Annotated in this window: 14 protein-coding genes and 1 riboswitch; of the genes, 9 read left to right on the plus strand and 5 right to left on the minus strand. The window is 50.1% G+C overall.

The features are described from left to right. Positions 1–6 precede the first annotated feature (6 nt). Both cysW and GOM71_RS00105 read left to right on the plus strand, forming a co-directional pair. Complete coding sequence (gene cysW, locus GOM71_RS00100; RefSeq protein ID WP_156277126.1) at positions 7–891, plus strand: sulfate ABC transporter permease subunit CysW; 885 nt, start codon at positions 7–9, stop codon at positions 889–891. Positions 892–975: 84 nt separating this feature from the next. Then, positions 976–1,236, plus strand: coding sequence for a YezD family protein (locus tag GOM71_RS00105; protein ID WP_156277128.1), 261 nt, complete (start codon positions 976–978; stop codon positions 1,234–1,236). Between the two features lie 84 nt (positions 1,237–1,320). On the opposite strand, the gene GOM71_RS00110 is transcribed toward GOM71_RS00105, so the two are convergent. Continuing rightward, on the minus strand, positions 1,321–1,467 hold the full coding sequence (locus GOM71_RS00110) for a YqzM family protein (RefSeq protein ID WP_156277130.1): 147 nt from the start codon (positions 1,465–1,467) through the stop codon (positions 1,321–1,323). A 168-nt stretch (positions 1,468–1,635) separates the two neighbouring features. Between GOM71_RS00110 and uvrC the strand changes: the two genes are divergently transcribed. After that, a complete protein-coding gene (gene uvrC / locus GOM71_RS00115) occupies positions 1,636–3,561 on the plus strand; it encodes an excinuclease ABC subunit UvrC (protein ID WP_156277132.1) in 1,926 nt (641 codons plus the stop codon). Positions 3,562–3,752: 191 nt separating this feature from the next. On the opposite strand, the gene GOM71_RS00120 is transcribed toward uvrC, so the two are convergent. Beyond that, entirely contained in the window at positions 3,753–5,387 is a 1,635-nt protein-coding gene (locus GOM71_RS00120) for a CPBP family intramembrane glutamic endopeptidase (RefSeq protein ID WP_156277134.1), read from the minus strand. A 293-nt stretch (positions 5,388–5,680) separates the two neighbouring features. Next, positions 5,681–5,881: riboswitch (cyclic di-AMP (ydaO/yuaA leader) on the plus strand. A 65-nt stretch (positions 5,882–5,946) separates the two neighbouring features. On the opposite strand from GOM71_RS00120, the gene GOM71_RS00125 reads away from it, so the two are divergent. Both GOM71_RS00125 and GOM71_RS00130 read left to right on the plus strand, forming a co-directional pair. Continuing rightward, the gene (locus GOM71_RS00125; RefSeq protein ID WP_156277136.1) at positions 5,947–7,287 is read left to right on the plus strand and encodes a TrkH family potassium uptake protein; all 1,341 of its coding nucleotides are present in this window, start codon (positions 5,947–5,949) and stop codon (positions 7,285–7,287) included. Positions 7,288–7,304: 17 nt separating this feature from the next. Continuing rightward, on the plus strand, positions 7,305–7,967 hold the full coding sequence (locus GOM71_RS00130; protein WP_156277138.1) for a potassium channel family protein: 663 nt from the start codon (positions 7,305–7,307) through the stop codon (positions 7,965–7,967). A gap of 60 nt (positions 7,968–8,027) precedes the next feature. Here the strand turns inward: GOM71_RS00130 and GOM71_RS00135 are convergent, their stop codons facing one another. Then, the gene (locus tag GOM71_RS00135) at positions 8,028–8,912 is read right to left on the minus strand and encodes a LysR family transcriptional regulator (protein ID WP_156277140.1); all 885 of its coding nucleotides are present in this window, start codon (positions 8,910–8,912) and stop codon (positions 8,028–8,030) included. Positions 8,913–9,128: 216 nt separating this feature from the next. Here GOM71_RS00135 and GOM71_RS00140 point away from each other — a divergent pair, with 216 nt between their 5' ends. Genes GOM71_RS00140 through sdhB form a run of 3 tightly spaced genes read left to right on the plus strand, consistent with a single transcriptional unit; the run spans position 9,129 to position 12,370 of the window. Beyond that, a complete protein-coding gene (locus tag GOM71_RS00140) occupies positions 9,129–9,800 on the plus strand; it encodes a succinate dehydrogenase cytochrome b558 subunit (RefSeq protein ID WP_156277142.1) in 672 nt (223 codons plus the stop codon). 33 nt (positions 9,801–9,833) lie between these two features. Beyond that, positions 9,834–11,582, plus strand: a complete 1,749-nt coding sequence (gene sdhA, locus GOM71_RS00145; RefSeq protein ID WP_156277145.1) for a succinate dehydrogenase flavoprotein subunit — start codon at positions 9,834–9,836, stop codon at positions 11,580–11,582. A gap of 26 nt (positions 11,583–11,608) precedes the next feature. Next, positions 11,609–12,370 (plus strand): succinate dehydrogenase iron-sulfur subunit, encoded by a 762-nt coding sequence (sdhB, locus tag GOM71_RS00150; protein ID WP_156277147.1) that lies wholly within the window; start codon positions 11,609–11,611, stop codon positions 12,368–12,370. A gap of 227 nt (positions 12,371–12,597) precedes the next feature. On the opposite strand, the gene GOM71_RS00155 is transcribed toward sdhB, so the two are convergent. Further along, on the minus strand, positions 12,598–12,891 hold the full coding sequence (locus tag GOM71_RS00155; RefSeq protein ID WP_156277524.1) for a winged helix-turn-helix transcriptional regulator: 294 nt from the start codon (positions 12,889–12,891) through the stop codon (positions 12,598–12,600). Between the two features lie 221 nt (positions 12,892–13,112). On the opposite strand from GOM71_RS00155, the gene GOM71_RS00160 reads away from it, so the two are divergent. Further along, a complete protein-coding gene (locus GOM71_RS00160; RefSeq protein ID WP_156277149.1) occupies positions 13,113–13,514 on the plus strand; it encodes a DoxX family protein in 402 nt (133 codons plus the stop codon). A 62-nt stretch (positions 13,515–13,576) separates the two neighbouring features. Here GOM71_RS00160 and GOM71_RS00165 read toward each other — a convergent pair whose 3' ends face one another. Further along, positions 13,577–14,428, minus strand: coding sequence for an EamA family transporter (locus GOM71_RS00165; protein ID WP_156277151.1), 852 nt, complete (start codon positions 14,426–14,428; stop codon positions 13,577–13,579). Between the last annotated feature and the right edge of the window lie 28 nt (positions 14,429–14,456).

Genomic DNA, 14,456 nt, shown 5'->3' on the forward strand with positions numbered 1-14,456 from the left:
GACAATATGGCAGGCGCAATCACAGCGCATTTATCCGAAGAAGCGTCAAAGCGGCCAAGGCATATTACGGAGCCGAGAGGCGTACAATGGTTTCTGATCGGCATTGCATTATTGTTTCTGGGGCTTGTCGTTTTGCTTCCGCTCGTTTCGATTTTTGTGGAAGCATTCAAGAAAGGGTTCGATGTTTACAAAGCGGCTATTACCGATCCCGACGCGCTGTCGGCGCTTCGATTGACGCTTATCGTGGCGATCATTGCGGTTCCGCTCAATACTGTTTTTGGCGTGGCGGCCGCATGGGCAATCAGCAAATTCAAGTTTAGAGGAAAAAACGTTCTCATTACGCTTATTGATTTGCCGTTTGCTGTATCGCCGGTTATTTCAGGGTTAATCTACGTGCTGCTGTTTGGCGCGCAAGGGTTTTTCGGGCCATGGCTCGATAAAAACGGAATCCAGATCATTTTCGCATTGCCGGGCATGGTGTTGGCAACCATCTTTGTTACTGTACCGTTTGTCGCACGCGAGCTTATTCCGCTCATGCAGGCGCAAGGCGTCCAGGAGGAAGAGGCGGCGGCAAGCTTAGGCGCTAAAGGGTGGCAAATTTTTTGGCGGGTAACGCTTCCGAACATTAAATGGGGCTTGCTCTATGGCGTAATTTTAAGCAATGCAAGGGCGATGGGAGAGTTTGGCGCCGTTTCGGTCGTATCCGGCCATATTCGCGGAGAGACAAATACGTTGCCGCTGCATATCGAGATCCTGTATAACGAGTATCAGTTTTCCGCATCGTTTGCGGTTGCATCGCTGCTTGTTATGCTGGCTGTAATTACATTGCTGGTCAAAGCTTTGTTTGAATGGAAGACGGCGCAACGAGCGCCTCGCCTGAATGATGAATAATCGTTGGATGAATACTGGACTCGCTAGAGTCCTTTCTTCAACAAACAAACCCGAGTATATCGGTAGACTATGGAGGGATTGGGTATGGCTAAACCATTGGAATTGGATCAACTTTGGGTGGAGAGAATCATCGATCAGGTAAGCGGCTTGCAGTATGGTTCGGTGAACATTACCGTTCATGACGGACGAATCGTACAGATTGACCGGACGGAACGGACTCGTTTCGATCAGCCTTCTCATAAGCAAACAAATAACGATCAGCAAGCGAAAAGCCGTGACAATAACGCTAACGAGAAAAACAACAGCAAAAACGCTGCGGGAGAAGCGCTGCGCATTGTCCAATAACAGTCTAATTTCGAAAAATGTAAAAAGCTCCGGCCGGATCTGATCCGAACGGAGCTTTTTGTTTCAAATCGTTTCTGATTCGAATTAAGAAATAACGAATTTAACGATGACCGCAACAGCGAAGATGACAGTCATAAGACCGAGCATGCCGCCGAAGCCAACTACGACATCCATCAAGTCGTCGCGCGGTTCTTCGTTGTAATGTTCCCGTGGATCTCTTACGTTTTCCATGGTGACGCCTCCCTCAAAACACAATTCGCTTTTTATAGTATACCCAACTTTCCGAATAATTGTAAAGCAATATGCGTGACAAATGTAAGGCGAAATGCAGAGCGGATATGATAATATGGAACATATGATCTTAAAACGATTGCTCATGGAGTAATTGGGGAGGGCGGCATGAACGAGCAAAAACAAAACGGCGGCGGTAGCAAGGTCGAAGCTGCGGAACGGATAAGGAACAAATTGGCTCTGCTGCCCGATCAGCCGGGCTGTTATTTAATGCGCAATGCTGAAGGCACTATTATATATGTAGGAAAAGCTAAAGTGCTGAAAAATCGGGTTCGCTCCTATTTCAACGGGAGTCATAACGGCAAGACCCAGCGGCTTGTCTCCGAAATTCGCGATTTCGATTTTATCGTGACAGGCAGCAATATGGAAGCGCTCATTCTGGAGTGCAATCTAATCAAGCAGCATCATCCGCGTTACAATGTGCTGCTGAAGGACGATAAAACCTTTCCTTATATAAAAATAACGAATGAAGCGCATCCGAGACTGGAAGTAACGAGGCGGATCGTTAAAGATAAAGGCAAATATTTCGGGCCGTACCCGAATGCGTTCGCCGCGCAGCAAACGAAAAAGCTGCTGGACCGGCTGTATCCGCTGCGCAAATGCGGCACGCTTCCGGATAAGGTTTGCCTGTATTATCATATCGGGCAATGCATCGCACCGTGCGAATTCGAAGTTGAGCCGGGCACCTACGAGTCGATGGTTCAAGAAATAACGAAGTTTCTAAACGGCGGGCATGATGTCGTGAAGCAGGATCTTGAGCGCAAAATGGCGGAAGCGGCGGAGCAGCTGGAATTCGAACGGGCGAAAGAGTACCGCGATCAAATTATTGCGATCGATGCCATTATCGAGAAGCAAAAAATTACGATGGCGGATGCGCTGGATCGCGATATTTTCGGCTATGCGGTCGAGAAGGGCTGGATGTGCGTGCAAATTCTGTACATGCGGCAAGGAAAAATGATTGAGCGCCGAGGCACAACCTTCCCTTATTACGGCGAGGAATACGACGATTTTATGACGTTCGTTACGCAATATTACAGCGATAACCCAGCGCTTCCGAAACAGATTTTGCTGCCGCTGCCGCCGGAATCCGAGAAGGAAGCGGCGGAACTGTCTGAAGCCGCAGACGACGCAACGACAGCTTCCACCGGCACATCCGAGGAGACGGCGTCCAATTACGCCGATGAGGTGGTCGCTTCGCTGCACAATTGGCTAAAGGTCAAAGTGCTGATGCCGCAGCGCGGCAAGAAGAGCGAAGTCGTATCCATGGCGACCGACAATGCGAAAATTATGCTCTCCGACAAGTTCCGCTTGATCGAGCGGGATGAGGAGCGGAGCGTAAAGGCGAGCGAAGCGCTTGCCGGCTGGCTTGGCCTGCCTGAGGTTCGCCGAATTGAAGCGTTTGACAACTCCAACATTCAAGGCACAAACCCGGTATCGGCGATGGTTGTTTTTACAGACGGGAAGCCGGATAAGAAAGAGTATCGCAAATATAAAATCAAAACGGTGGAAGGGCCGGACGATTACGAGACGATGCGCGAGGTCGTTCGCAGACGCTACGAGCGTGTGCTGAAGGAAGGTCTGGAAGCGCCTGACCTCATCGTCGTAGACGGAGGCAGAGGTCAAATATCAGCGGCGATTGACGTGCTGGAGAACGAGCTTGGGCTGAACATTCCGGTATGCGGCCTGGTCAAGGATGCGAAGCATAAGACCGCGCAGCTGATGAGCGGCGATCCGCCGGAGGTTGTGCCGCTGCCGCGCGACAGCCAAGAGTTTTATTTGCTCCAGCGCATTCAGGAAGAGGTGCATCGCTTCGCGATTTCGTTCCACCGCGAGCAGCGCGGCAAATCGATGATCGCGTCGCGGCTTGATGCAATTCCCGGCATTGGCGAGAAGCGCCGCAAGCTGCTGCTCAAGCACTTCGGCTCCATCAAAAAAATAAGCGAGGCATCTGTTGAAGATTTCCGCCCGCTCTCTATAGGCGATAAACTTGCCGCACAAATTATTGCGGCATTAAACGAAGAGGCTGGCCCATAAGTCATGCTTTTGCTGTAGAAGGCTGCAAAGGATCAAAATCGAAAAATAGCGTTGCAGGGATAGCTCTCTGCAACGCTATTTTTATGAAAATCACTTCTTTTATTTACTGATGCTGCCGTTTCTCCAGCGAGCGAACCCCCCGAGCAATGGCGATCGTAAGAACATTCGAATGCACAGTTTGTTGTTTTAACCTAAGTAGCGTCTGGAGGAGAGCTTTGGTTCCATACCGGCGAAGCGGGAGCCTGCCGTCTGTTATACCAGTATTTAATGACCCAGGCGATAATAACGGGAAGCACCGCATAGACGATTGCCGCCCCGATGTTAAACGGATCTCCGGTTGCAATCAACGACAGATCCATCAGGAACGTATCGAATATCGCGTGCGTGAATACAGCCGTAATAAAGCCGAAGCGCAAGAAAATGAAGCAGAACAGCAAGCCGATAACGAGCAGCTCGATCAGCCTTGTGTAATAAGGGAAGATCGGATAGCCGACATGGCCTAGCGCCCACATAATCGTCGGGATCAACGCGGCGACAAACGTATTTTTCAGCCAGCGTTTGAAGATCGCGATGCCGAACAGCCGGTAGATTGCTTCCTCGGAAATAGCGGCGCACCAAGCGAGTGTAGGCATAAGCCACAGCGCGCCCATATTGTAAGTCGATGTTGCCGCATCGGTCGTAACCCAGGAGCCGATCGATTTTTCCAGGATAAGAAAAATAACGCTTTGGATGCCCATTAAGATGAGAGCGAGCAAATAGGACAGGCCGACGCTGCGCCATACATGCTCGCCATAGCCGCGTTCACGGAAGCCCGGCCAGATTGGACGCTTCCACGAGCGCCACATGCCGTCGCCGGCGACGAGCGAGAAATAGACGGCGATGACGACCGGGAGCAGCAGCAGTACAGTGATGAACTGCATAACTATTTTTTCTTGGCTGCCGCTTGCAACCTCGCCGTATTCCGCCATCATGCCGTCGACCATGCTGACATTGAGGTACAAATAAAATACGGTAAATAGAGCGCTTATAAACAGGCCGCGTTTGAACGTCGTATGCTTTCGATAGAGCACCGCATAGATGATTGCCAGCACGAGCGACATTAAGCTCATATACAACAAGCTGACGATCGAAAGAATATTTGCCTTGCTTTTCTGGTTATCGATGAGGTCTGCATAGCCTTCAGGCGGTATAAATGCTGCCTTATAGCGGATAACAAACGGTTTGCCGGATGCGTCTTCAGAGAGAGCGACTGTCAATTCAAGCGAAGCTTCGCCAAGCTTATATCCGGTTGGGTGAAACAAGACTTCTCCGTTGTTGCCCAGCTTTGCGTCGGCGAGCTCTGACTCGCGAAAGTTTTTCGTCACGGCAAATTGTTTGGCGGCATTGATGTAAGCCTGTTCTTCAGCATATTGAGCGCCGCCCGGACGATGCCAGCCGACAACCTTGTTGCTGTTCATATGGACATAGACGAATGCGTCGTCCCCATTGGCAAGCTTTAGCGTAACTTGATACGTATCATATGGAAAATCCCGTCCATATTTTTTGTCGTACTCCGAGGACAGCTTCTGTTTGGAAAAATAACCGGCAGCCAGACTGTCCGTTTGATAGATCGTATTTGCCGTATCCGATGTTTGCTTGAATTGCTCCTTTGCGAACTGAATAGCTGTCTGCTCAGCCATCTCTTTGCTTATAATGCCAGTTTGCGTAGGGTCTTCCATCGAGCTGCTTTGAAATGGGGAGAGTTGTGTAACGATGAAAATGATGACGCCGATAACGGCGGCCCAAACAAACCTTTTCCAGGTTCCGGGGGCGATGGAATTGACCATAATTCACCTCAATTGTCGGAAATATAATAGGTAGTACGGCTAAAAAGTTCTTTAGTAACAATAACATATGAATCCCTGTATTATCCAATGCTAACGGTTGGACAAATCATTAAGAAATATAATCATGTTATAAAACGCGCCTGCAAACGCGAGAAATAACGAGATGCGCAGAGCAAGGGCTGTCTTGTACGGCGACCAAGACGCTTTTTGAATGAATTGAGCCTATTTTATCCGTATTGCTTGTTTTGTATTGCAGTTGAAATAGGATTATAATCGGTACGTTATTGTTAATTGCATACAAACAGCCGAATTTCCGCAAGAAAACGGGGGAACCATAACGTTGCCGGACATTATTTCTTTTGTTCGACAGCATGGGGTGAATTTCAGCGAAATCAGTATCGTCCGCACGAGCGGCTGCTGATTCCCGCAGAATAGGGCTGCCTTTCCAGGCCCGAATCCGTCAGCTAACCTCGCAGGCTGTATGGAACAGGACTCATCGCTGCAGCATTGGGTATCCAGTGCTTTTTTTTATTCCAAAAAATGTAAGAGGTGCGTAGAAATGCTTAATTTTCTCGATGTTCGCAAATGGTCGCCGCCGCGCATTCTCGTATTCGGCTTTGCGCTCATCATCTTTATCGGCGCGTTTCTGCTTACTATGCCGTTCGCATCAAGCGACGGTTCTCGATTGCGGTTTCTGGACGCTTTATTTACGGCCACTTCGGCAACTTGCGTAACTGGACTGGTTGTCGTTGACACGGGCACTTATTTCTCCAAAGCGGGACAACTGATCTTGCTGCTGCTTATCCAAATCGGCGGTCTCGGCTTCATGACGATGAGTACATTAATTGCGCTTATGCTGCGAAAAAAAATATCGCTGAAGGAACGTCTCATTCTTCAGGAAGCGATGAATCAATCGAGCATGGAGGGCATTGTTCGGCTGATTCGTAAAGTCATTATTTATTCGCTGTCGATCGAGGCGATTGGCGCTGTTCTGTTTGCGCTCCGTTTCTCTTTCGATATGCCAATTGGAAAAGCGGCTTATTTCGGATTTTTCCATGCCGTCTCTTTTTTTAACAATGCCGGGTTTGACATTTTCGGCAATTTTAGAAGCTTAACGATGTACGTTGGCGATCCGCTTATCAATATCGTTTCGATGCTGCTTATCATTTCGGGCGGTCTTGGTTTTATCGTTATTTCCGATTTGCTTGAATTCCGTAAAAATAAACGATTGTCGCTGCACAGCAAAGTCGTGTTGTCGATGACCGGAACATTGATCGTTGTCGGAGCAATCGTCATCTTCATATTTGAATTTTCGAATGCGAAGACGCTTGGTTCGCTAGGCTGGGGCGACAAATTATGGGCATCATTGTTCCAATCGGTTACGCCGCGTACAGCTGGAGCCAATACGCTCGATTATACCGCGTTAAGGCAAGCGACGTTGTTTTTCACCGTCATCTTAATGTTTATCGGCGCATCGCCAGGCTCGACCGGCGGCGGCATCAAGACAACGACGTTTACGACGCTGATCGGCGCCGTCATCGCGATGGCCCGCGGCCGCGAGGACATCGTCATGTTCCGTTTCCGACTCGCGAAAGACCGGATTTTCAAGGCGCTGACGATTACGATGCTGTCGCTTGCACTTGTGATCGGCGTAACGATGGTGCTTTCAACTACGGAGGACCAGCAGTTTATTAAAATTTTGTTCGAGACGACTTCGGCGTTCGGTACGGTTGGCTTATCCGCCGGACTGACACCGGAGTTGACGGATATAGGCCGAATCATCATCGCGTTAACGATGTTTGCCGGCAGGCTTGGTCCATTGACGCTTGCTTATGCGCTTGGGCCAAAAACAGAGAAAGAGCTGTTCCGGTATCCAGAAGGCAAAATTACAATCGGATAGAGAATGGGGAAAAAGAAATGAAGAACAAACAGTTTGTAATTGTTGGCCTTGGCCGATTTGGCTCCAGCTTGGGGAGAGAGCTGATTCAATTAGGCTATGAAGTGCTCGGCATCGACCGCGACGAAGAGGCTGTGCAAGAAATGAGCGATGTGCTGACGCATACAGTGTCGGCGGACTGTACCGATGAGGAGGCGCTGCGCTCGCTTGGCGTGCGCAACTTCGACTGCGGCGTTGTCGCGATAGGCGACGATATCCAATCCAGCATTCTTACAACTATTATATTGAAGGATTTAGGCGTGAAAAAAGTCGTTGCCAAGGCGATGAGCGAGCTTCACGGACGAGTGTTGGAAAAAATCGGCGTCGACCGCGTCGTCTACCCGGAGCGGGATATGGGCATTCGCGTGGCGCATCAGCTCGTATCGCCGAACTTGCTAGATTATATCGAGCTGTCGAAAGAATACACGATTGCCGAGCTTGCCGTGCCGAAATGCTTAAACGGCAAATCGCTAAGCGAAATCAATCCACGGGCTCGGTTCGGCTGCAGCATTGTAGCGATCAATAAGCCGCAAGGCATCATTATCGCGCCGACAGCGACCGATATTTTATCGGAACGCGATGTCATGGTTGTCATCGGCACGAATAATCAAATCGAGCAGTTTGAAGAAGCGGTAATTAGGTGAAAATAAGGACAGCGGCGTATACAATAAGCCGCTGTCCTTATTTCGTATAGAGGTATTCTCTCATTGAAGCTCAGTGAGCTCTTCTATCCATTGCCGAACGGCAGGATTTAGGCTTGCCGGATCGCCATGGATGAGGCATGTTGTGCGTTTGGTTCGCTCTAGCTCGCAGATCGAGACGACAGTGAGCTCATTGTCTTCCAACAGCTGCTTGCGCAAGTAAGATTGCGGCAGCAGCGTCGCCGCGCGGCAAGTATGGAGCAGACGAAGTATGGCCTCGAACGAGTCGATCTCCATTCGCACATCGGGCTGCAGATGGTGGCGGGCGAATACTTCGTCGGTCAGCATCCGATACCAGGTGCCGCGGGAAAACAAGATCATCGGCAAGCCGTTCAAATCTTGAATACCGAGCTTGTCTCTACCTTCTATGACGATACTGGACGGAAGCACGAGCATCAAATGATCGTCGAACAGCGGCACGCAATGCAGCTGGGCATCCTCGATCCGGGAAGCAACGATCGCAATATCGGCTTTATTCTCGCGGACGAGCGTGACGATTTCATGCGTCTTGCCGGTGATCGCTTTAATGTCGAACTCGGGATGGCTGGCATTCAGCGCCTTAATGAAGTCAGGGAGCGTCGTCTGCAGCGTCGTTAAGCTTGCGCCAATCGTAATGGACGTCCGGCCTTCCGTCGCATATTCCGATACGGTGTCGAGAAAACGGCGGTGCGAGTGCCGCAGCTCCACAGCATACTCGTAAGCGAGCTGTCCGATCCGGGTCAGCTCCAGCCGTTTGCCTACGCGGCGGAAAAGCTGGGCGCCAAGCTCCTCTTCCAGCTTGGCGAGCTTGCGGGAGAGCGCCGGCTGCGACAGATTTAATATCGAAGCCGCTTTGTTCATGCTGGATTGCTCGACGATGACAGCAAACATATCGAGTTCATCAATCATAGTGAGACCCCTCCTGCTGCAAAAACTGCTTATGCAAAATAGTTATTATAAATTATAAAAAATATGCAATTCCATTATAAGCTGAAAAGGAGTAGGATGGAAAGTGTGAATAATTCGTGTCAGCTTTTGTTGACGGGTGTTAGGACCGGGGGTACAATGTACGATGGTTTGTTCAAATGAAAAGAGCATCTACAGTTTAGAAAGGAGCAGTATTTAATGAAAGGAAATTCGTATTACTGGCGCAAGCTGCACTCGTTGCTTGGAGTCATCCCGCTCGGAGGCTTTATTCTTGTGCATGCGTTGACCAACTACCAGGCGTTCGAACGCGGGCCGGAAGGATTCGCAAATGGCGTACATTTCATAAACAGCCTGCCAATCGTGCCGATCCTTGAAATCTTCGGGATTTACCTTCCGATTTTGTACCACGGCATTTACGGCCTGTATATGGCTTATCAGTCCAACTTAAACTCGGGTCAATATTCGTACGGCCGCAACTGGGCGTTTACCCTTCAGCGCATTACCGGGGTGATTACGTTCATTTTCGTGTTCTGGCACGTTTTCCAAACCCGCCTTCAAGTATACTTAGGCAACGTCACGCATGAAGAGCTGGGCTCGACGATGCATGATATTGCAACCAATCCGCTTTTCTTCATCTTTTATGTCGTAGGCGTGTTGGCTGCGGTATTCCACTTCAGCAACGGCCTGTGGGCGTTTCTGATCAGCTGGGGCATTACCGTTTCTCCAAGAGCGCAAAAAGTTTCTTCATATATTTGCATGATCGTGTTTGTACTCGTGGCTGCGCTGTTCATTCTTTCGCTTGTGGCATTCCAAGGCGATGAATTCAAAGAAGCAGCTAATGCCGCTTTAGCATGGACGAATATCGGTTAGTTCGGTTAGTTTGAAGACAAGGAGCGAAACGTTATGGCTAAAAATAAAGTAATCGTCGTAGGCGGCGGCCTTGCTGGCCTTATGGCTACAATTAAAGCGGCGGAAGCGGGCGTTCACGTCGATCTGTTCTCGATCGTGCCGGTGAAGCGTTCCCACTCCGTTTGCGCGCAAGGCGGCATCAACGGCGCTGTAAATACAAAGGGCGAAGGCGACTCCCCATGGGAGCATTTTGACGATACGGTATACGGCGGCGACTTCCTTGCGAATCAGCCTCCAGTTAAAGCAATGTGCGAGGCGGCGCCTGGCATTATTCACTTGATGGACCGGATGGGCGTTATGTTCAGCCGTACGCCGGAAGGCTTGCTTGACTTCCGCCGTTTCGGCGGCACGCAATATCACCGTACGGCATTCGCCGGCGCAACGACCGGCCAACAGCTGCTGTACGCGCTGGACGAGCAAGTTCGCCGCTGGGAAGCTGCCGGCCTCGTAACGAAATACGAGCATTGGGAATTCCTCGGCGCTGTTATCGATGACGACGGCGTATGCCGCGGCATTTCGGCGCAAGATCTGCGTTCCATGGAAGTTCATACGTTCCCGGGCGATGCGGTTATTATGGCTTCCGGCGGTCCTGGCATCATTTTCGGCAAAACGACGAACTCTGTTATCAATACAGGTACGGCGGCAAGCGCGATTTATCAGCAAGGCGTACATTACGCAAATGGCGAGTTTATTCAAATCCACCCGACGGCGATTCCAGGCGACGACAAAAACCGTCTGATGTCCGAATCCGCTCGCGGCGAAGGCGGACGCGTATGGACGTACAAAGACGGCAAGCCATGGTACTTCCTTGAAGAGAAATATCCGGCTTACGGCAACCTTGTGCCGCGCGATATCGCAACACGCGAAATTTTCAGCGTCTGCGTAGACGAGAAGCTCGGCATCAACGGCGAGAACATGGTTTATCTCGACCTGTCTCACAAAGACCCGAAAGAGCTTGACGTTAAGCTCGGCGGCATTATCGAAATCTACGAGAAGTTTACGGGCGACGACCCGCGTAAGCTTCCGATGAAAATTTTCCCTGCAGTCCACTATTCGATGGGCGGTCTGTGGGTCGATTACAACCAAATGACGAACATTCCCGGTCTGTTTGCAGCCGGCGAATGCGAATATCAATATCACGGCGCGAACCGTCTCGGCGCAAACTCCTTGCTTTCCGCTATTTACGGCGGCATGGTGTCCGGTCCAAAAGCGGTTGAATACATTAAAGGGCTTAAAAAATCGGCTGACGATGTTGCGTCCTCTGTATTCGATCGCGAGAAAAAACGCCAGACGGATAAAATCAGCATGATTCGCGGCCTGGACGGCAACGAAAATGCATATGTCATTCAGAAAGAGCTCGGCGAGTGGATGACGAACAACATGACCGTTGTACGCTTCAACGACAAGCTGGAGCAAACGATTGACAAAATTAAAGAACTGAAACAGCGCTATACGAAAATCAACATTAACGACGTGGCGCAATGGAACAACTCCAGCCTGTCGTTTACCCGTCAGTTGTGGAACATGCTTGAGCTTGCAGAAGCGATGACGCTTGGCGCATTGCTCCGCAACGAAAGCCGCGGCGCGCACTACAAGCCAGAGTTCCCTGATCGTAACGACGAGGACTTCCTCAAAACGACGAAAGCGACTTGGACGCCTGAAGGTCCGCAAATTTCGTACGAGGACGTTGACGTATCGCTGATTGCACCGCGTAAGCGCGACTATACAACAAATAAACACTAAGATAGAAAGAAAGGAGAACAACGACAATGGCAGAAGCAACAGCTACAAAAACAATTAAGTTCATTATTACACGCCAAGATACGCCGGACTCTGCTCCTTACAAAGAAGAGTTCGAAATTCCGTACCGCGCGAACATGAACGTGATCAGCGGCCTGATGGAAATTCAGCGCAATCCGAAAAAAGCGGACGGCGCTGGCACGGCGCCGGTATGCTGGGAATCGAACTGTCTTGAAGAGGTTTGCGGCGCTTGTTCGATGGTCATCAACGGCAAGCCGCGCCAAGCGTGCAGCGCGCTAATCGATCAATTGGAGCAGCCGGTTCGTCTGGAGCCGATGCGCACATTCCCGGTCGTTCGCGACCTTGTGGTTAACCGCCAACGCATGTTCAACGCATTGAAACGCGTTAAAGCGTGGATTCCGATCGACGGCACGTACGATCTTGGTCCTGGCCCGCGTCTGGCAGAATCGAAACGCCAATGGGCATACGAGCTTTCGAAATGCATGACATGCGGCGTATGTATGGAAGCTTGTCCGAACGTAAACGACCGCAACAGCTTTATCGGTCCGTTCGCGATCTCCCAGGTTCGTTTGTTCAACGTTCACCCGACGGGCGAAATGAACAAAGAAGAACGTCTTGACGCTTTGATGGAAGACGGCGGCATCGAAGGCTGCGGCAACTCGCAAAACTGCGTGCGCGCATGTCCGAAAGGCATTCCGCTTACAACTTCAATCGCAGCGATCAACAAAGATACAACGGTGCACTTGTTCAAAAAATGGCTTGGCATGTAGTGACGATCGAGCAGTAACTGCCTTCCCGTCACCATAGAAGTAAGAGACAGCCCCTAAGGCCGAAGAATCGGCCCTAGGGGCTGTTTTTTTGTTGCAGGAAAGAGTGCGCCGACCCACTTCCGTCTACAAACATGACTTTCAACATAAGTTCAAGCTCACCTTTTGCCGGAATGAAAAAAGCCGCTTGCGCGGCTTCTCAATGCGCGAAGCTTTAAGCTTTGGCGCGGTTACATCCATTGTTCTCCCCATTTTTGAATCGATTCAATGACCGGCTGAAGCTCTCGGCCTTTTTCAGTCAATTCATATTCGATTCGAACGGGCATTTCCGGGAACACAGTGCGCTTTACAATGCCTTGCGCTTCCAGTTCCTTCATTCGATCGGTAAGCATTTTATCGCTCATGTCAGCTATTTGTCCTTTAATATCTTTAAACCTCTTCGGTCCGCCTAACAGCACCCGAATGATGAGACCCGTCCACTTTTTGCCTAATACATCTGCTGCAGCCTCATATTTTGGGCACATTGTCGTATAATCCAACGCGATCACCCCGCTTTCTGTTTCTTTATTGTAGCATATGTACTTAGGAAAAGTAAGTTGAAATGATTAGTTACCCAATTAAAATATATATGCTTGACAAAAGTAAGTAACTTAATATATTATAAGTATCAACAAGAGCGGCCGCTCAAAAATACGAATTACGCGAGTTTTTACAAACTAAAAAAAATTGAAGGGTGAGGGTTATAATGTTAGACACAGGACTATTAATTATTCGGGTTGTTATTGGTTTGCTAATGGCAGCGCACGGCGCTCAGAAATTGTTTGGCTGGTTTGGCGGTTACGGTTTGAAAGGTACAGGCGGCTGGCTGGAATCGATTGGCTTGAAACCAGGCGTACTGATGGCTTTTGCCGCAGGCTTCGGGGAATTGGCGGGCGGTTTGCTGTTTGCCGCAGGTTTGTTTACTTGGGTTGGCGCAGCGCTGATTATCGTTACGATGGTCATGGCGATTGCAAAAGTACACGGTGCGAACGGACTTTGGGTAACGCAGAACGGCTACGAGTACAATTTGGTGCTTATCGTTATCGCACTTGGCGTTGCATTCACTGGCGCGGGCAGCTTTTCGCTCGATGCGGTGTGGTTTAATTAATAAAAAGAAGGATCGGCCAAAGAAGTTCATTGCGAACAACTTCGGCCGATCCTTTTTGCTGCTTACAGTTTAATGACGGCCAGCCCGGCAATCATGCATAAGAAAGCGAACCATTGCAGCGCATTTAACCGTTCTTTGTAGACAACTATAGCGCCTGCGGCAACGACCAGACTGTTTGTCGCGAAGATCGGAGCGGCCAGATTGGCCGGTCCGGAAGCGAGAGATGCCGCATACATTTGCAGACCGCCATACGAGAATAGTCCAGCCAGCAATCCAAGTATTAAACCGGTTGCGGCTGCCGGGGAGGATACGCTCCTCCATTGAAATAGCGGTTTTGCAAACCAGAGCAGCGAGAAACCGTAACCGACGAACAGAATGGGGGCGCTGGGCAACCCAATTTCCTCGGTTACCTTTAATCCTCCATTGCGGAACGTAAACAGCAATATTGCCGCAACAATATACAAGTACCATTGCTTGTCGATGCTGCTGTTGCTGCCCGTTCCTTTCATGGCGATCAGAACGACTGCCAGCAGGAGCAGCGCGATTCCCGTTGCTTCCGACCAGCCAAGCGGCTCTCCGTATACGAAAGTGCCCAGCATGACAACGAGCACAATATTTGCATTTGTTAACGGAGAGGTAAGGGATGCCGGACCGTGATCAAGCGCCTTCATAAATATCGCATTGCCAAAAGCGGAGCCCGCGCCGATGATTAGCCCGGAAAGCCAGATCCGGCAGTCGGCTAACAGACTGAGTTGATTTTCTATTGCGGAATGGATGCCGAATCCGGCTGTGCCGGAAACATACAGCCCGAAGAGCATGACGGAAGTTAAACCGCCGCGCATCTGGCTGACTTTCATCCACCAGCCCGCCAGTCCGAACAGCAGCGCGCTGCCGATTGCAAGAATAAGCCACATGACGAGTCACTCCATGTCAAAGTCACAA

The organism is Paenibacillus sp. NEAU-GSW1, assembly GCF_009737085.1.
Taxonomy (GTDB): domain Bacteria; phylum Bacillota; class Bacilli; order Paenibacillales; family Paenibacillaceae; genus Pristimantibacillus.